Genomic DNA, 16660 nt, shown 5'->3' on the forward strand with positions numbered 1-16660 from the left:
GCCTGCGGCTCAGCCCCCAGAGGTGGAGCACCGCCGTCGCGAGCAGCAGCCCCGCCGGCGCGGTCCGCTCCCGCCTTCGCCCGATCGAGTTCATGCTCCGACGCTAGGAACGCTCTCTGAGATCAGGGTGAGATCCGGCTGTAGTTCGCATACGGGCGTCCTGACATACAAAAAGAGCGGAACCCACCCGGCACCAGGGTGGTGTTCCGCTCTTTCCGAAGAGACGTGCCGTCTTACTTGACGGTGACGGTGGCGCCGGCGCCCTCGAGGGCAGCCTTGGCCTTCTCCGCCTGCTCCTTGTTGACCTTGGCGTCGAAGACGGGCTTCGGAGCGCCGTCGACCAGGTCCTTGGCCTCCTTCAGGCCGAGGGAGGTCAGCGCGCGGATCTCCTTGATGACCTGGATCTTCTTGTCGCCGGCAGCCTCGAGGATGACGTCGAACTCGTCCTGCTCCGCAGCCTCTTCAGCCGGAGCGGCGCCGACCGGGCCGGCGGCGGCAACGGCGACCGGGGCGGCAGCCTTGACGTCGAAGGTGTCCTCGAAGAGCTTCACGAACTCGGACAGCTCGAGGAGGGTCATCTCCTTGAACGCGTCGAGCAGCTCGTCGGTGCTGAGCTTCGCCATGATGTTTCCTCCGTATGGATCTTGCTAAATGGTGTAACGGGACCGCGGTGAAGTTGCGGCAATCCCCGGTCTTACTCGCCAGCCTCTTCGCGCTTGGCGCGAAGGGCTTCGGCCAGCTGAGCCATGTTGGTGGGCAGCGCGGCGAACACGGCGGCAGCAGCGGACTGCTTCGCCTTCATCGCACCGGCCAGCTTCGCGAGGAGAACCTCACGGGACTCGAGGTCAGCGAGCTTGGTGATCTCAGCGGCGTCGAGGGCCTTGCCCTCCATGAAGCCGCCCTTGATCACCAGAAGGGGATTGGCCTTGGCGAAGTCACGCAGACCCTTCGCGGCCTCGACGACGTCGCCCGTGACGAAGGCAACGGCAGTCGGGCCGACCAGCAGGTCATCGAGACCGGTCACGCCGGCCTCGTTGGCCGCGATCTTGGTCAGGGTGTTCTTCGCCACGGCGAACTTCGCGTTCCCACCGAGCGCAACACGCAGCTGCTTGAGCTGTGCGACGGTGAGACCGCGGTACTCGGTCAGAACGGCGGCGCTGCTGCCCTCGAACTCGTTCTTGAGCTCGGCAACCGCTGTCGCCTTATCCGCCCTCGCCATGGGCCTCCTTCCAGATGTGCCGCCGGCGAAGGCCTCCGAACATGAAACAAGCCCCGGCGCAGGCGCACGGGGCTCACCATGTGGAATCCACACAGAAGAACTTCGCATCTCACCTACGCGGGCCGTCCACGATGTGGATCCTTCGGTCACCAGGCCTTGAGGCACCCAGCGACGACCGGCGGTCTTTGGCAAGCACCAGAATAGGGGGCGATTAGTCAAGATGCCAAATCGCCCCCCGCTGGGGTCAGTTACCGGTGTGCTTCGGCAGCTCGCCCACCTGCTCGGCGGGCGGCGCGACGATGGAGACCGGCTCGTTGAAGCCCTTGAAGAACAGGTTGGCGTTGAACGTGGCGCCCTTCTCCGCGCCGGTCATCGCCAGCTTGCGGGGCAGGCCGTCCGCGCCGACCCAGATGTCGAAGGTGACGTTCTTGAGCTCGCTCATGTGCTGCTTGGCCTGCTCCTGCTTGTCCGCGGGCAGCTGCTGCACCGCGGCGTCCACGGGGAACGTGCCGCTGTAGTGGGTGGTGTCGACGCCGCCCACGGCCTCGGTGCCGACCTGCTTGACGTTCTGCGAGGCGGTCACGAGCTTGGTGACGTTGGCCAGGTCGAACTGCTGGACCTGGTCGAGGTACTTGCTCGCGTCACCGCCTGCCGCCTCGTTCAGCGGAACCTTGATCCACGGCTTGGTCGCGCCGAGCATCTTGTTCAGCGCCTCGACGCGCAGGTAGACGGTGTCTCCCTGCAGGACGGCGCGAGCACCGCCCGGAAGGCTCTTCCCGCCGAAGTTTGCGCTGTCGAGCGTCAGGTCGGCGGCGAGCTGGGGCTTGCTCTGGTAGACCATCCGCCCCTGGACCTTGCCCGAACCCTCCTGCGGGTCCGTCACGTCCACGACGGCGTCCACGGTGTAGCTGGTGACGTCCTGCGTCTTCTGCGCGGCCTGCTCCAGGACCTCGGCGGCGGCCAGATTCACCTGGATGGGCACCGCCCCGGACGCGGTCGCTCCTGTCGATCCACAACCGGCGACCGCGACCAGGGCGGCGGCGCCCGTCGCGACGGCGGCGAGAGTAATCCTGCGCTTCAGCATGCTCCGACACTACGTCGCGAGGCCGCCTCAGGCGCACAGGGATGACCCGGAGATAACCCTGAGTCTGTTTTCTCCCTATATACGTCTTTAATCCCATTCAGCACGGCAGGACGCCGGAAAACGAAAGACCCCCGCAGGAATTCCTGCGGGGGTCTGACGAGAAAAGCGGGATCAGCCGTCGAGCTCGGCGGTCATCGCGCGGGTCACGTTGGGGTCGACCGGGACGCCCGGGCCCATCGTGGTGGAGAAGGTGACCTTCTTGACGTAACGCCCCTTGGCCGCGGACGGCTTGAGACGCAGCACCTCGTCAAGGGCGGCGGCGTAGTTCTCGATGAGCTGGCGCTCGCCGAACGACGTCTTGCCGATGATGAAGTGCAGGTTCGCCTGACGGTCGGTGCGGAACTCGATCTTGCCGCCCTTGATCTCGGTCACGGCCTTGGCCACGTCCGGGGTCACGGTGCCGGTCTTCGGGTTCGGCATGAGACCACGCGGGCCGAGGACGCGGCCCAGACGGCCGACCTTGCCCATCAGGTCAGGGGTGGCGACGACGGCGTCGAACTCGTTGAGCCTGTTGCCCTTGGCGATGTCGTCGATGAGCTCGTCGGCGCCGATGATGTCGGCGCCGGCCTCGCGGGCAGCCTCGGCACGGTCACCGGTCGCGAAGACCAGGACCCGGGCGGTCTTACCGGTGCCGTGCGGGAGGTTGACCGTGCCGCGCACGATCTGGTCGGCCTTGCGAGGGTCGACACCCAGCCGCAGCGCCACCTCAACGGTGGCGTCGAACTTGGTGGTGGAGGTCGCCTTGGCCAGCTTCGCGGCCTCGGCGGGGGTGTAGAGCTTGTCGCGGTCGACCTGCGTCGACGCGTTCTTGTGCGCCTTGCTGCGCTTCACTTCTGTCTCCTCGGTGGAGTCTGTGGTCGCGGGCCAGCGCGTGGCCCTCCCACGGAACGAACGGAAAGGTCTTAGTCAGCGACGGTGATGCCCATCGACCGGGCGGTGCCGGCGATGATCTTCTCGGCGGCCTCGACGTCGTTGGCGTTGAGGTCGGGCATCTTCGTCTCGGCGATGCTGCGCAGCTGCTCGCGGCTCAGCTTGCCGACCTTGTCCTTGTGGGGAACCGCAGAGCCCTTGTCGAGGCCGAGCGCCTTCTTGATCAGCTCAGGCGCCGGGGGCGTCTTCGTGATGAAGGTGAAGCTGCGGTCCTCGAAAATGGTGATCTCAACGGGGATGATGTTGCCCCGCTGGGCCTCCGTGGCAGCGTTGTACTGCTTCACGAAGTCCATGATGTTGACGCCGTGCGGACCGAGGGCGGTACCGACCGGCGGGGCGGGCGTGGCCTGGCCAGCGGGAAGCTGGACCTTGACCAGTGCCGCGATCTTCTTCTTCGGAGGCATGTGTCCTTCTCCGGGTCCTGATTGCGGTGCTGTCCACCCGCGGGTGCGGGCGGACATGTCGGAAGGCCGCCCTTCGCGAGGGACGGCCTGCCCAACGTCTGTGACGACAGGGACGTGCGGGGGACTCCGGCGGCTAGAGCGCGCGCGGAGTCACACGTTCCCCATCGAGTGTATGCGAGGCTGTCAGATCTTCGAGACCTGGTTGAACGACAGCTCGACCGGGGTCTCGCGACCGAAGATCGACACCAGCACCTTGAGCTTCTGCGACTCGGGGCTGATCTCGCTGACCGAGGCGGGCAGCGTGGCGAACGGACCGTCCATGACGGTGACCGACTCGCCGATCTCGAACTCGACCGCGGGGCCCGTGGAGGCCTTGGCGGTGGCCTTCTTGGCCTCCTCGGTCGGCTCGGGCGCCAGCAGCTTGGCGACCTCGTCGATGCTGAGCGGGCTCGGCTTGTTGGAGAGGCCGACGAAGCCGGTCACGCCGGGCGTGTTACGCACCGCGGCCCAGGACTCGTCGGTGAGGTCCATGCGCACCAGCACGTAGCCGGGCAGCACGCGCTCCTTGACCGGAACCTTCTTGCCGCTCTTGAACTCCTGGACGGTGTGCGTGGGCACCTCGACCTGGAAGATGTAGTCCTCCATGTTGAGCGACACGTTGCGGCTCTCGATGTTGGACTTCACGCGGTTCTCGTAGCCGGCGTAGGAGTGAATGACGTACCACTCGCCGAGCTGGCCGCGCAGGGAGCGCTTGAACTCCTCGACGGGGTCGATCTCCTCGACCTCGTCGTCTCCCTCTTCCTCGACGACGGCCACCGGAGCCTCGTCGGACTCCTCGACGTCGTCGGCCTCGGGCTCCTCGACGTCGGTCTCCTCGACCTCGTCGATGGACTCCTCCGCGGCGACGTCGTCGTCCCACTCCTCGCGAGGGGTGTCTGAAGTCTCGGACACGGTGACTTTTCCTCTTTCGTCGAATCGAATGGTGGCCCGTCGGGCGTCACCCGCCGGCGTGGGATCAGCTGCCGCCGAAGATCCGCAGGACGCCCTCCGTGAACAGGGCGTCAAGCCCCGACACGATCGCAACCATGATCAGAACGAATACCAGAACGACCGTGGTGTAGGTGATGAGATCCTTGCGCGTCGGCCAGATGACCTTGCGCAGTTCATTGACGACCTGCCGATAGAAAAGGGCAGGAGAAGTGCGCTTCTGCTTCTTCTCGCCGCTCGGCTTGCCTGCGGTCTCGCTGTGCGTGTCGATCGCCACAGTCCTCACCTGATCTGTCGTATCCAACGCAGTTGCGCGGCGCGCTTACACGCCTTGCTGCGCGGACCGCACTCAGCAGGGCACGAGGGACTCGAACCCCCAACCGCCGGTTTTGGAGACCGGTGCGCTACCAATTGCGCTAGTGCCCTATGTCGTCAACCACACTACATGGATTGACTTACTGCCCGGGCCGATCGCCGCATCGACATGCGGCGGCAGGACCAGGCGAAAGTGTACGGAAGAATGACGGCTACGTCGAACCAGAACGAGATCGCCCTGGTCACAAGCCACTTGCCCGCATGGGCGTGTCGCCGTCTGTCACCATGTGAATATGTCCAGCCGCATCTCCGCACGCATCTCCGCGATCTCCGAGTCCGCCACTCTGGCCGTCGACGCCAAGGCGAAGGCCATGAAGGCCGCGGGCCGTCCCGTCATCGGCTTCGGCGCGGGCGAGCCCGACTTCCCGACCCCCGGCTACATCGTCGAGGCTGCGGTCGAGGCGGCGCGCGAGCCGCGCTTCCACAAGTACACGCCGGCGGGCGGCCTGCCCGAGCTGCGGCAGGCGATCGCCGACAAGACCCTGCGCGACTCCGGCTACCGGGTCGACGCCTCGAGGGTCCTGGTGACCAACGGCGGCAAGCAGGCCGTCTACCAGGCGTTCGCCACCCTGCTCGACCCCGGTGACGAGGTCCTGGTGGTCGCTCCCTACTGGACGACCTACCCCGAGGCGATCAAGCTGGCCGGCGGGGTGCAGGTCGACGTCGTCACCGACGAGACCACCGGCTACCTCGTCTCCGTCGAGCAGCTGGAGGCGGCCCGCACCGAGCGGACCAAGGTGCTGCTGTTCGTCTCGCCGTCCAACCCGACGGGCGCGGTCCACCCGCGCGAGCAGGTCGAGGCGATCGGCCGCTGGGCGGCCGAGCACGGCCTCTGGGTGGTCACCGACGAGATCTACGAGCACCTCGTGTACGGCGACGCGGAGTTCACCAGCATCGCCACCGCCGTGCCGGAGCTCGGCGACAGGGTCGTCATCCTCAACGGCGTCGCCAAGACCTACGCCATGACCGGCTGGCGGGTCGGCTGGCTCATCGGCCCCTCCGACGTGGTGAAGGCCGCGACCAACCTGCAGTCGCACGCCACCTCCAACGTCTCCAACGTCGCCCAGGTCGCGGCGCTGGCCGCGGTGAAGGGCGACCTGTCGGCGGTGGAGCGGATGCGTGAGGCGTTCGACCGTCGCAGGAAGACCATGGTCAGGATGCTCAACGAGATCCCAGGGGTGCTCTGCCCTGAGCCGCAGGGCGCCTTCTACGTCTACCCGTCGGTGAAGGCGCTGCTGGGCAAGGAGCTGCGCGGCAGGCGTCCGCAGACCTCGGCCGAGCTGGCGGAGCTGATCCTGGAGGAGGCCGAGGTGGCGGTCGTCCCCGGCGAGGCTTTCGGCACGCCGGGCTACTTCCGCCTGTCCTACGCGCTGGGCGACGACGACCTGGTCGAGGGCGTCAGCCGCCTGCAGAAGCTGCTGTCCGAAGCCGTCTGATCCACTCGGTGCGGCCTTGTCCTGGTCAGGAGGGGGCCTGGACGGAGGCCGCCAGGGGCAGCAGGTCGGCGGAGAGGGTGTCGCTGACGCGGATCCATGCGCCGGTGCCCGTGCGTTCGAGCCAGGCGATCATCATCCCGCCGCTCGGATGCCTGCCGACCAGGGCGGGTTTGCCGCGCACGGTGGTCTCGCGCGGCGAGGCGAGAACGGCGCGCTTGCGGTAGGTCTCCCAGTCGGCAGCGACGGTGCCGTGTTCCACCTGCACCTCGACGAAGCTCGACCCGGCGGCGTAGCGGGCCCATCCGCCCTCGACGCCGGGCTCGGGCGCGATGGAGCCGCCTCCTGTGCGGCTGAGCCCGGCAGGCAGATAGGTGAGCCAGAAGTTGTCGGCCACGACCGTGATGCCGGGCGAGGTGGCGGTGGGGGTCGAAGGAGGCGTGGGGGCGAGGGTCGGGACAACCGTGACCGGTGAGGTCCTGCCGAATCCCGAGGAGAAGATGGCGATGATCGTGAGGACGGTCACCGCCAGAGCGGCGAGGGCGAGCGCGGCCCGCCATCGCCCGCCGTGGGCGGTGACCAACCCGTCAGGCGCCATACCCCCTTAGATGCCCGCCTTCCCCTCTCTGATCACTCCGCTGGGCGGATCCCTTGCGCGATCTTCTGCAGCTCGGTGGAGACCGCCTCGGTGCCGAGCTTCTCGGCCCTGTCAGGGCTCATCATCACCTCGACCGCGAGGTCGTCGCGCACCTTGAAGCCGATGGTCGGAGTGCTCGGCTCCCTGCCCTGCTGCGTACCGGGCTTCCCGACCTCGCCCCCCTCGCCGACGTTGGCCACATAGGCCTGCCTGCCGCCGAGGTCGACGAGTTCGACACCGTCGCGCTTCAGGCGGGCCTCGACCTGCCTGCCCGCCTTGCCCTCGTGCACCATGACCTGGATGCCGTACCTGCCGGGGCGGCCGTCAGGAGTGTCGTAGCTGGTGGTGTAGCTGGTCCCGCCCCGTGCCTTCTTGCCGGACCACTTGTTCGACCACTTGCTCCACACCAGCCCTTCGGGCAGGTAGCCGAGCGTGATGCCGCCGAACGTGCGGCCGTCGCCCAGGTCGCCGAGCGTCTGGGGCCTCTCCTCCACCAGGTAGAGCTTGACGGTCGAGCTCGTAGACACCTCCGTGCCCGGCTTCGGCTCCTGGTCGAAGACGTGCTCGTGCCCTGTCAGCTTCTCGCCGACGAGACCTACCGCCCGCAGCGCCGCCTGGGCCTCGGCCAGCGTCATGTCGGTCAGGTCGGGCACCGTCACCTCGGTCACGATCTTCGCGGTCGTGGGCGTCTGCGCCGCGTCCGAGGAGCCCGAGCTCATCGGCAGGACCACGGGAGCCCCCGCCGCCAGGGCGGCGGTCACGAGGGCGGCCCCCGCGACCCTGAACCTGATCACGTGCCTGCGGTGCCTCCTGCGCACGCTGCCGCCCATCGTGGACGGCGCGTGCACGTCGGCCACCCGGGCGGCCATAGCCTCGGCCAGCCCCTCTTCGACCTTCATACGAGCGCTCCCTCCTTCATGTTCTCGCGGATTCTGGCGAGCCCCCGCGCCGCCTGACTCTTGACCGTGCCGAGCGAGCAGCCGAGCGCCGCCGCCGTGGCCGACTCCGACAGGTCCTCCCAGTAGCGCAGGACCAGGACGGCCCGCATCCGTGCGGGCAGCCTGCGCAGCTCGGCCATGAGCGCGTCGCGCAGGTCGAGGTCGGGCGCCGCCGCCTCGGTCTCCGGCGGCCTGGCGAACGTGATCTCCTGAATGATCTTGCGGCGGCGGGCCGCCGAGATGGCCGCGTTCACGACGACCCTGCGCGCGTAGGCGTCGGGGTTGTCGTGCCCGATCCTCGGCCAGTGCCGGTAGACCTTCTCCAGCGCGTGCTGGACGAGGTCCTCGGCGTCGTGCTGCGACGCCCCGCATACCAGGATCGCGGTGCGCAGCAGTGACGTGCTTCGGGCGGCCAGGAACTGGTCGAAGGCCGCCTCATGTTCTTCCGTCATCAACGAGGTCCCCTTTCGCCCCTCCCAACGCGTCAACCCACCGCGAGGTTGAGTGGCACCATATGGAAATGCCACGTCCCCTGGCCGAGCTGCCCAAGGCTCATCTGCACCTGCACTTCACCGGCTCCATGCGGCACTCGACGCTGATCGAACTGGCCAGGGAGCAGGGCCTGCACCTGCCCGACGCGCTCGAGGAGGACTGGCCGCCGCAGCTCCACGCCACCGACGAGCGGGGCTGGTTCAGGTTCCAGCGCCTGTACGACATCGCCAGGTCGGTGCTGAGGCGCGAGGAGGACATCTACCGGCTGGTGCGCGAGGCGGCGGAGGACGAGGCGGCCGAGGGCTCGCGCTGGCTGGAGATCCAGGTGGACCCGTCGGGGTTCGCCTCACGCTTCGGCGGGCTGACCGCGACGCTGGAGCTGATGCTCGACGCCGTCGAACGGGCCGCCAGGGCGGCCGACATCGGGATCGCGACGGTCGTGGCGGCGAACAGGACCAGGCATCCGCTCGACGCCAGGACGCTGGCCAGGCTCGCCACGCAGTACGCCGGCAGGGGCGTGGTCGGGTTCGGGCTGTCCAACGACGAGCGGAGGGGAAGGGCGCGCGACTTCGAGCACGCCTTCAGGATCGCCAGGCGGGCGGGGCTGCTGGCCGTCCCTCATGGGGGTGAGCTGCTCGGCCCCGAGAGCGTCGCCGAGTGCGTCGACGACCTCGACGCCGACAGGGTCGGGCACGGCGTGCGGGCGGCCGAGTCCGAGCGGCTGATGGAGCGGCTGGCCGACAGGCAGATCTGCTGCGAGGTGTGCCCGACCTCCAACGTGGGGCTCGGCGTGGTCGCGGGGCCCGAGGACGTGCCGCTGCGCAGGCTGTTCGACGCGGGGGTGCCGATCGCGCTGGGCGCCGACGACCCGCTGCTGTTCGGGGCCAGGCTGCTGCCGCAGTACGAGCTGGCGCGCGACCTCTACGGCTTCGACGACAGGGCGCTGGCCGAGCTGGCGCGGCAGTCGATCAGGTCGTCGGCCGCGCCCGAGTCGGTGCGCAAGGAGCTGATGAAGGGCGTGGACGACTGGCTCACCGCGCCCTCAGCGGAGTGAGGAGGCGATCTCCACCGCCCGCTCCTTGGAGGTGACGCCTTCGAGGCGGTGGGCGAGGTCGCCGTCGAACCAGATGAGAGTGGGTCCCGCCAGTCGCAGCGGGAGCCGGCTGCCGTCCTGCCTGTCGAGGCGGCTGAGCGTGTGCTCCTTGGCCAGCCACCAGCCGTCGCCGCCGACGTTCTCCGGCCACGGCTCGCGCAGCTGCTTCACGAAGTAGGGGGCCAGGCCCTCGAACTGGTCGAGCCGCACGCCGTCCGCCCAGAACAGCGAGACGATCCTGTCGCCGTCGCTGACCGTGACGCGCTCGGGCTCGCCCAGCGCGGCGGGCACCTTGACGGGGAACCCCGTGAGCCGCCGCGCCTCGGCCAGGTCGACCTCGTGCTCGCCCGGCAGCGGCACGGGTGTCGCGGGCGGCGCGCCCTGCTCGCCGACGCGCACCTCGATGCCCGCAAGGCGCAGGATGTGCACGACGGCGGCCCTGCCCTGCGGGGTGGCGGCGGTCAGCGCCACGATCACGACCGCGATGGCCGCGACGAGCCGCCACCTGGGCCGCCTTCTCGCCGGTGGCGCGGGCTCGGGCGAGGGCTCCTCGATGCGGGCCCGTACGGCCGCCGCCACCTCGGCGGGCGGCGGGGCGGCCGGCAGGTCGACGAAGTCGGCGAGCGCCATGAGCTCCGCCTCGAGGTCGTCGTCAGGCGAGGTCACGTCCCACCTCCTCCCTCAGTCTGGCCAGTCCGCGATGCGTCCTGGACTTGACCGTGCCGACCGGCCAGTCGAGCACCTGGGCGGTCTCCTGCTCCGACAGCTGCAAGAAGTACCTGCAGACCACGGCCTCCCGTTCCCGATCAGGCAGTCTGCGCACGGCGGCCAGCAGGCGCTCCCTGCGGTCGCCCGCGACGGCCGTGCCCTCGGGGTCGTCGGAGGCCTGCGTGGCGGCCATCGCGCCGAGCTTCAGCGCCAGCTCCGACCTTCGCCCTCGCGACCTGGTGAGGTTGTGGGTCTCGTTGGCGACGATCCGCAGCAGCCACGGGCGGAAGGGCGCGTCCCTCCTGAAGCCGCCCAGGTGCCTGAACGCCTTGACGAACGCTTCCTGCACCACGTCCTGCGCCTCGTCGCCCGCGCCGAGCATGGCGGCGGTGCGGTGGGCGAGCGCGCTGTAGCGGGCGACGAGCGCCTCGTAGGCGGACAGGTCACCGTCGAGCGCGCGGGCTATCGCCTCGTCGTCATCCATGGGCGAGTCAGATTCCATCCCATGCGGGGGCTCGCGCGAAAGAGGAAAGCGAGAAATGAAAGGCGGTGAGACGGCCCCTCCTCCACCTCACCGCCTTCGCCGACCGACACCCCCGGTCGTCGAACGGCTGCGAACAGTCTTCACGTCCTCACGTATCGTCACATCCGTAGATCGGCCCACGCGCATACCTATTTCTCGTGGCGAGGCGGAGGTCGGCAGGGCAGCCGAACAGCGGCGCCACCTCCGTCCGGCCGCGTCGAGCGGCGCCAGGCGCGCCCCACGGACATGGTCAGCTCGGCAGGGAGGTCACCCATGCCGCGATCTGCGCTCTGGACGAGAACCCGAGTTTGTCGAGGATGTGCTCCACGTGCGCGTCCACCGTCCGTTTGGACAGCACCAGCTGCTCGGCCATCTCCCTGTTCGACAGCCCCTCGGCGACCAGCTGGGCGACCTCCCACTCGCGGCGGGTGAGCGGGAGCTCGGCGCGTGGCTCCCTGCCGCCCGCCGCCGCGGAGACCGCCTCGTCGAGGCCGAGCCGCCGGCCTCTGGCGTAGGCCGCGGCGTAGACCCTGCCGCCCAGCTCTCGCTCGGCCTGCTCGACGCAGATGAGGTGGGGCCTGTTGAAGTGCCTGGAGTCGAACAGCAGCGGCCCGACCGAGCGCCAGATCGTGCCCGCGGCGCCCTGCAGCACCGCCGCCACCTCCGGCTCGCCCGCCTCGGCCCTGAGCAGGGCGACCAGTTCGACCGACAGCACGATGCCGACCAGGTCGTGGAAGCGGTGACTGACGCGCAGGCTGCGCAGCGCGAGCGACAGCGCCCGCCCCCTCGCCCCCTTCGCCCAGGCCGCGTACGCCTCCACGTAGTCGACGTAGGACAGCACCCACTGCTCCCCCACGCGCTCGCAACGGTCGCGCACCTGGTCGCACAGCTCGGCGCAGGAGTCGAGCTCACCGCGGAAGGCCAGCACGATCGCCAGTTCGACGCAGGCCATGAGGACGTTGCACTCGAGCACGCCGAGCTTCGCGTACCTCTCGACGGCCTCGGTGAAGAGCGGGACGGCACGGTCGTGCTCGTCGGCGATCAGCGCCGCGCACCCCAGACGATGGACGGCGTAGGCGACGGCCCGCTGGTCCCCGTGGTCCCTGCACTCCTCGAGGAAGCGCGTGCCCGAGTCGCTCTCGCCGATGAGGACGCAGACGTAGCCCGCCACCCACAGCGCCCTCATCCGCGCGGAGGTCGGCTCGGGCGCGGCCGACAGCGCGCGGCCGAGCCAGTGGCGGCCCTCGCGCAGCTGCCCGCAGCCGACCCAGTAGAACCAGAGGGTCGCGGCCATGTCGAGCGCCTGCTCGTGGGCGTCGAGGCAGCGCTCGAAGGCGGCTCGCAGGTTGCCGAGCTCGGCGCGGGTGCTGGAGAAGATGGCCTGCTGGCGGGGGCCGAACCAGTCGGCCTCGTTGGCGCGGGCGAGCCTGAGGTAGAAGTCGGTGTGGCGGGCGCGCAACGCGTCGGCCTCCGCGGCGCCGAGCCTTTCCAGCGACTCGGCGCCGTACTCCCTGACGGAGTCGATCAAGGAGTAGCGGACGCCTTCCTCCCGCTCCTCCCTGATCAGGATCGACTTGTCGACCAGGGCGCCGACCAGGTCGACGATCGCCGCGCGCGGCAGGCGCCCGCCGGAGCAGACCGACTCGGCCGCCACCAGGCCGAAGCCGCCGCTGAAGACCGACAGCCGCGCCCACAGCAGCCGCTCGTCAGGCGTGCACAGCTCGTGGCTCCAGCCGATCGCCGCCCTCAGTGTCTGGTGCCGGGGGCCGCCCGCCCTGCTGCCGAGGTCGAGCAGCTTGAACCGGTGGTCGAGACCCTCGACGACCTCCTCGACCGACAGCGCGCGCAGGCGGACCGCCGCCAGCTCGATCGCCAGAGGGATCCGGTCGAGCCTGAGGCACAGCTTCCTGACCAGCGCCTCGTTCTCCGCCGTGACGGCGAAGGCGCCGGTCGCGGCCTGGGCCCTGTCGGCGAGCAGGGCGACCGCGTCGGAGAGCGTGAGCGAGGGCACCGGCAGCAGGTGCTCGCCCTCGATCTCGAGCGCCTGCCGTCCCGCCACCAGGATCTTGAGCCCAGGCGACATTCTGAGCAGCAGCTGCACCAGCTGGGCGCAGCGCCCGACCAGGTGCTCGGTCCCGTCGAGGACGAGGAGCAGGCGCTTGTCGGCCAGGTGGGCGGTGAGGACCTCCTCATCGGTCCTGGCGGTCTGGTCGGTCAGTCGCATCGCGTCGGCGATCGCCGTCTCGATCAGGCCGGGATCGTGCAGGGTGCTCAGGTCGACGAAGAACACACCGTCGTCGAAGGCCCTGCGCGCGGAGTGGGCCGCTCGCATGGCCAGCCGCGTCTTCCCTACGCCGGCGACGCCGGTGAGCGTGACGAGCCGCGCCCTGCCGAGCAGACGCCTGACTTCCTTCAGCTCTGCCCGCCTGCCGACGAAACCGGTGACGTCGGCAGGGAGGTTGCCTCTCTCCATCACTGCCTCGTGTGTGGGGATTCACGGGTTAGCGCATAGTAACGCGCCGAATGCGCCCCGGAGTGTCCGTTCGCGAGTTCGGCGGATGAAGTGACCCGGAGATCCGAGCGGGCACTAGACTCTGCGGCACCGCATTCTTGGAGGAACAGCTCTCATGTCATCTGGGTACGACCGCGTGGTCCAACCGGCGGCCGGCGACGAGGCTCTGGAAAACCACCTCGGCGGCGACGAGGCCAAGAACTACCGGCAGTACGAGTTCGACATGGTGGCGCCCCACGTCGGTCGCTCCATGCTGGAGATCGGCTCGGGCCTCGGGCACTTCGCCGAGCAGTTCCTGCCCCGCCTCGACCGGCTCGTGGTCAGCGACTTCGACCCCTACTGCGTCGAGCAGCTGCGCAAGCGCTTCGCCGACCGCTCCGACATCGACGTGCTGCACTTCGCCCTCCCCGACGCGGTTCCGATGGAGGAGAAGGTCGACACCGTCGTCATGATGAACGTCCTCGAGCACATCGAGGACGACGCGGGGGCGCTGCGCTCGCTGGCCCGCGTCGTGACGCCCGGCGGCAGGATCATCATCTGGGTGCCCGGCTACATGCAGCTCTACGGGGACTTCGACAAGAAGGTCGGCCACGTTCAGCGCTACACGCCCAAGACGCTGAGCAGCTCGGTGGCGAAGGCGGGGCTCGACATCGACGTCATCAAGCCGATCAACTTCCTGGGCGGCATCGCCTGGTGGGCCGCGGTCCGCCGCGGCGGGGTCGGCTACCCCGACCCGCGCCTGGTCAAGATCTACGACCGCACGGTGGTGCCGGCGACGCGCCTGATCGAGCGCTTCATCCGCCCCCCGTTCGGCCAGACCGTCTTCTGCGTCGCCCGCGTGCCTTCCTGATCCATCCGCCTGGTAGCTCGCGCGGCGCTTTCCCGCCGCTCTCCGAGCCCGCCTCTTCAGGACCCTGTACGGCGAAGCCACCCCACGGCCACCGGAGTCACCGGTGGCCGTCGGTCTTTCACGCATGCTCCAGCAGGACTCCGGCCGATCACCGCAACGTCGCCCGTGAACCCGCGAGCCGGTGACCCCGAACCTGTGCCTCCCGCGAGCCGGTGACCTCTCATGCCCGCGGGCCGTGGGAGCCGGCGAGCTCTCGCGCCCACGCCCGCCCGGTCCCCGAAGCCGCCACGCCGGCGACCCCGCCGTCACGCGACCCCGGCCACGCGCGCTCGATGGCCGTCTCCCTGGACAGACCCTGGCCACGTGCCGAGGGTGGGCATGACCCGACCAGGCCGTACGGGATGATCATGGAAGCGGGTGTCGACGGCAGGCGAGGGGAAGGACAGAATCGGAGGAACGCGAGCGGAGGCCGTTATGACCGAGTACGCGCGGGCGCGAGAGGTCGCCGAGCAGGCCAGGCAGGCCGAGTGGGAGCGGCCGAGCTTCGGCAGGCAGCTCTTCCTCGGTGACTTCCGGCTCGATCTCGTCCACCCGATCCCCACCCTCGACGAGTCGGCCGCCAAGAGGGGCGAGGAGTTCGTCAGGGCCCTGCGCAGGTTCCTCGACTCGCGGGTGGATCCGGCGCAGATCGAGCGGACCGCGACGGTGCCCGACGAGGTGGTCAGGGGTCTGGCCGGCCTCGGCGCCTTCGGCATCACGATCGAGGAGGAGTACGGCGGCCTCGGCCTGTCACACCTGTACTACAGCAGGGCGCTCATGCTGGTCGGCTCCTACTGCCCCGCGCTGTCGGCGCTGCTGTCGGCGCACCAGTCGATCGGGGTGCCGCAGCCGTTGCGGCTGTTCGGCACCGAGGAGCAGAAGCGTGAGTTCCTGCCGCGCTGCGCCCGAGGGGAGATCTCGGCGTTCCTGTTGACCGAGCCCGATGTCGGCTCCGACCCCGCGCGCCTGTCCACGACCGCGACCCTCGACGGGGACGACTACGTGCTCGACGGCGTCAAGCTGTGGACGACCAACGGCGTGGTGGCCGACCTGCTGGTGGTGATGGCCAGGACCGGCAGGAAGATCAGCGCCTTCGTGGTCGAGGCGGACTCGCCCGGCATCACCGTCCAGCGGCGCAACTCCTTCATGGGCCTGCGCGGGATCGAGAACGGGGTGACGCGGTTCGAGGGGGTCCGCGTCCCCGCCCGCAACAGGATCGGCCGCGAGGGCGACGGTCTGAAGATCGCGCTCACCACGCTGAACACCGGCCGGCTGTCACTGCCCGCCACGTGCGCGGGCAACGCCAAGTGGGCGGTGAAGATCGCCCGCGAGTGGTGCAACGCGCGTGTGCAGTGGGGGCACAGGGTCGGCGAGCACGAGGCGGTGGCCACCAAGGTCGCGTTCATCGCGGCCACCGCCTACGCGCTGGAGGCGGTGTGCGACCTGTCGAGCAGGCTGGCCGACGACGAGTCCAACGACATCAGGATCGAGGCCGCGCTCGCCAAGCTGTTCGCCAGCGAGATGGCCTGGCGGGTGGGCGACGAGCTGGTCCAGATCAGAGGCGGGCGCGGCTACGAGACGGCCGAGTCGCTGGCCGCGCGCGGCGAGCGCGGCGTGCCCGCCGAGCAGATCCTGCGCGACCTGCGCATCAACCGGATCTTCGAGGGCTCCTCGGAGATCATGCGGCTGCTGATCGCGAGGGAGGCGGTGGACGCGCACCTGTCCGTCGCGGGCGAGCTGATCGACCCTGACGCCTCCAGGCAGGACCGAGCCAGGGCGCTCAGGCGGGCCGGCGCCTTCTACGCCAGGTGGCTGCCGGGGCTGGTCGTCGGCGAGGGCACGCTCCCCGTCGCCTACGGCGCCTTCGGCCCGCTGGCCCATCATCTGCGGCACGTGGAGCGGACCAGCCGCAAGCTGGCCAGGTCCACCTTCTACGCCATGTCGAGGTGGCAGGGCGGCCTGGAGCACAGGCAGGCCTTCCTGGGCAGGATCGTCGACATCGGCTCCGAGCTGTTCGCGATGACCGCGGTCTGCGTGCGGGCCGAGGAGGACTCCCGCGACCTCGGACGGCGTCCCATGGAGCTGGCCGACGTCTTCTGCCGCCAGGCCAGGATCAGGGTGGACACGCTGTTCGACAGGTTGTGGGACAACAGCGACGCCCATGACGCGAGGGTGGCGGGATACGTCCTCGACGGCCGCTACACCTTCGTGGAGGAGGGGATCCTCGACCCCTCCGTCGAGGGCCCGTGGATCGCCGCTCCTGCGGACGGCGAGAACGTCCACCGGCACATCCGCTAACGGCGGCGCATCAGCGGGCTCGGCGACCAGCCGGCTGTGTCGTCCCTGCACACCGGGGGACGCTCTCGGCCGCGCCCC

The 16660-nt window shown here is 69.5% G+C and carries 17 protein-coding genes and 1 tRNA gene; 4 read left to right on the forward strand and 14 right to left on the reverse strand.

Annotated elements, in window-relative coordinates; all coding sequences use genetic code 11:
• Nucleotides 1–233 precede the first annotated feature (233 nt).
• The 8 genes from rplL to ABFX50_RS02925 all read right to left on the reverse strand — a co-directional run bounded on the left by rplL (nt 234) and on the right by ABFX50_RS02925 (nt 5110).
• Nucleotides 234–623 carry a 50S ribosomal protein L7/L12 gene (gene rplL / locus ABFX50_RS02890; protein ID WP_183650926.1) on the reverse strand — a complete coding sequence of 130 codons (390 nt, stop codon included), beginning with the start codon at nt 621–623 and terminating at the stop codon, nt 234–236.
• Nucleotides 624–694: 71 nt separating this feature from the next.
• Nucleotides 695–1219 (reverse strand): 50S ribosomal protein L10, encoded by a 525-nt coding sequence (gene rplJ / locus ABFX50_RS02895; protein ID WP_183650929.1) that lies wholly within the window; start codon nt 1217–1219, stop codon nt 695–697.
• Between the two features lie 244 nt (nt 1220–1463).
• Nucleotides 1464–2303 carry an SCO4651 family lipoprotein gene (locus ABFX50_RS02900; protein WP_346142906.1) on the reverse strand — a complete coding sequence of 280 codons (840 nt, stop codon included), beginning with the start codon at nt 2301–2303 and terminating at the stop codon, nt 1464–1466.
• A gap of 171 nt (nt 2304–2474) precedes the next feature.
• Complete coding sequence (gene rplA / locus ABFX50_RS02905; protein WP_183650932.1) at nt 2475–3194, reverse strand: 50S ribosomal protein L1; 720 nt, start codon at nt 3192–3194, stop codon at nt 2475–2477.
• Between the two features lie 71 nt (nt 3195–3265).
• The gene (rplK, locus tag ABFX50_RS02910) at nt 3266–3697 is read right to left on the reverse strand and encodes a 50S ribosomal protein L11 (protein WP_183650935.1); all 432 of its coding nucleotides are present in this window, start codon (nt 3695–3697) and stop codon (nt 3266–3268) included.
• Between the two features lie 183 nt (nt 3698–3880).
• Nucleotides 3881–4648: a transcription termination/antitermination protein NusG gene (gene nusG / locus ABFX50_RS02915; protein WP_346142909.1), complete on the reverse strand. Its 768-nt coding sequence runs from the start codon at nt 4646–4648 to the stop codon at nt 3881–3883.
• A 64-nt stretch (nt 4649–4712) separates the two neighbouring features.
• Nucleotides 4713–4961, reverse strand: a complete 249-nt coding sequence (secE, locus tag ABFX50_RS02920) for a preprotein translocase subunit SecE (RefSeq protein WP_183650941.1) — start codon at nt 4959–4961, stop codon at nt 4713–4715.
• Nucleotides 4962–5037: 76 nt separating this feature from the next.
• Nucleotides 5038–5110: transfer RNA gene (locus tag ABFX50_RS02925), tRNA-Trp, on the reverse strand.
• 182 nt (nt 5111–5292) lie between these two features.
• Between ABFX50_RS02925 and ABFX50_RS02930 the strand changes: the two genes are divergently transcribed.
• Nucleotides 5293–6495, forward strand: a complete 1203-nt coding sequence (locus tag ABFX50_RS02930) for a pyridoxal phosphate-dependent aminotransferase (protein WP_346142911.1) — start codon at nt 5293–5295, stop codon at nt 6493–6495.
• A gap of 25 nt (nt 6496–6520) precedes the next feature.
• Here ABFX50_RS02930 and ABFX50_RS02935 read toward each other — a convergent pair whose 3' ends face one another.
• From ABFX50_RS02935 to ABFX50_RS02945, 3 genes are read right to left on the reverse strand one after another with little or no spacing between them, the layout of a single operon-like run.
• Nucleotides 6521–7090, reverse strand: coding sequence for a hypothetical protein (locus ABFX50_RS02935; protein WP_346126329.1), 570 nt, complete (start codon nt 7088–7090; stop codon nt 6521–6523).
• Nucleotides 7091–7122: 32 nt separating this feature from the next.
• Entirely contained in the window at nt 7123–8028 is a 906-nt protein-coding gene (locus ABFX50_RS02940; protein ID WP_346142913.1) for a PASTA domain-containing protein, read from the reverse strand.
• On the reverse strand, nt 8025–8519 hold the full coding sequence (locus tag ABFX50_RS02945) for a SigE family RNA polymerase sigma factor (RefSeq protein ID WP_346126331.1): 495 nt from the start codon (nt 8517–8519) through the stop codon (nt 8025–8027). The genes ABFX50_RS02940 and ABFX50_RS02945 overlap by 4 nt, the downstream gene beginning before the upstream one ends.
• A 62-nt stretch (nt 8520–8581) precedes the next feature.
• Between ABFX50_RS02945 and ABFX50_RS02950 the strand changes: the two genes are divergently transcribed.
• Complete coding sequence (locus tag ABFX50_RS02950) at nt 8582–9613, forward strand: adenosine deaminase (protein ID WP_379504766.1); 1032 nt, start codon at nt 8582–8584, stop codon at nt 9611–9613.
• Here the strand turns inward: ABFX50_RS02950 and ABFX50_RS02955 are convergent.
• From ABFX50_RS02955 to ABFX50_RS02965, 3 genes are all read right to left on the reverse strand, one after another.
• Entirely contained in the window at nt 9602–10318 is a 717-nt protein-coding gene (locus ABFX50_RS02955; protein ID WP_346142917.1) for a hypothetical protein, read from the reverse strand. The genes ABFX50_RS02950 and ABFX50_RS02955 overlap by 12 nt on opposite strands.
• Nucleotides 10305–10844 (reverse strand): RNA polymerase sigma factor, encoded by a 540-nt coding sequence (locus ABFX50_RS02960; protein ID WP_183650963.1) that lies wholly within the window; start codon nt 10842–10844, stop codon nt 10305–10307. Before ABFX50_RS02960 ends, ABFX50_RS02955 begins: the two co-directional genes overlap by 14 nt.
• 289 nt (nt 10845–11133) lie before the next feature.
• Entirely contained in the window at nt 11134–13356 is a 2223-nt protein-coding gene (locus tag ABFX50_RS02965) for an ATP-binding protein (protein WP_346142920.1), read from the reverse strand.
• A gap of 154 nt (nt 13357–13510) precedes the next feature.
• Here ABFX50_RS02965 and ABFX50_RS02970 point away from each other — a divergent pair, with 154 nt between their 5' ends.
• Both ABFX50_RS02970 and ABFX50_RS02975 read left to right on the forward strand, forming a co-directional pair.
• On the forward strand, nt 13511–14245 hold the full coding sequence (locus ABFX50_RS02970; protein ID WP_183650969.1) for a class I SAM-dependent methyltransferase: 735 nt from the start codon (nt 13511–13513) through the stop codon (nt 14243–14245).
• Between the two features lie 474 nt (nt 14246–14719).
• A complete protein-coding gene (locus ABFX50_RS02975; protein ID WP_346142922.1) occupies nt 14720–16582 on the forward strand; it encodes an acyl-CoA dehydrogenase family protein in 1863 nt (620 codons plus the stop codon).
• Nucleotides 16583–16660 lie beyond the last annotated feature (78 nt).

Origin of the sequence: Nonomuraea recticatena (assembly GCF_039533245.1) — a bacterium.
Classification (GTDB): domain Bacteria; phylum Actinomycetota; class Actinomycetes; order Streptosporangiales; family Streptosporangiaceae; genus Nonomuraea; species Nonomuraea roseola.

Excerpts from the sequence above, each read along its gene's own strand:
- rplL (WP_183650926.1), bottom strand. The coding sequence starts at position 623 with ATGGCGAAGCTCAGCACCGACGAGCTGCTCGACGCGTTCAAGGAGATG.
- rplJ (WP_183650929.1), bottom strand. The coding sequence starts at position 1,219 with ATGGCGAGGGCGGATAAGGCGACAGCGGTTGCCGAGCTCAAGAACGAG.
- ABFX50_RS02900 (WP_346142906.1), bottom strand. The coding sequence starts at position 2,303 with ATGCTGAAGCGCAGGATTACTCTCGCCGCCGTCGCGACGGGCGCCGCC.
- rplK (WP_183650935.1), bottom strand. The coding sequence starts at position 3,697 with ATGCCTCCGAAGAAGAAGATCGCGGCACTGGTCAAGGTCCAGCTTCCC.
- ABFX50_RS02930 (WP_346142911.1), top strand. The coding sequence starts at position 5,293 with ATGTCCAGCCGCATCTCCGCACGCATCTCCGCGATCTCCGAGTCCGCC.
- ABFX50_RS02935 (WP_346126329.1), bottom strand. The coding sequence starts at position 7,090 with ATGGCGCCTGACGGGTTGGTCACCGCCCACGGCGGGCGATGGCGGGCC.
- ABFX50_RS02940 (WP_346142913.1), bottom strand. The coding sequence starts at position 8,028 with ATGAAGGTCGAAGAGGGGCTGGCCGAGGCTATGGCCGCCCGGGTGGCC.
- ABFX50_RS02945 (WP_346126331.1), bottom strand. The coding sequence starts at position 8,519 with ATGACGGAAGAACATGAGGCGGCCTTCGACCAGTTCCTGGCCGCCCGA.
- ABFX50_RS02950 (WP_379504766.1), top strand. The coding sequence starts at position 8,582 with ATGGAAATGCCACGTCCCCTGGCCGAGCTGCCCAAGGCTCATCTGCAC.
- ABFX50_RS02960 (WP_183650963.1), bottom strand. The coding sequence starts at position 10,844 with ATGGATGACGACGAGGCGATAGCCCGCGCGCTCGACGGTGACCTGTCC.
- ABFX50_RS02965 (WP_346142920.1), bottom strand. The coding sequence starts at position 13,356 with ATGGAGAGAGGCAACCTCCCTGCCGACGTCACCGGTTTCGTCGGCAGG.
- ABFX50_RS02970 (WP_183650969.1), top strand. The coding sequence starts at position 13,511 with ATGTCATCTGGGTACGACCGCGTGGTCCAACCGGCGGCCGGCGACGAG.
- ABFX50_RS02975 (WP_346142922.1), top strand. The coding sequence starts at position 14,720 with ATGACCGAGTACGCGCGGGCGCGAGAGGTCGCCGAGCAGGCCAGGCAG.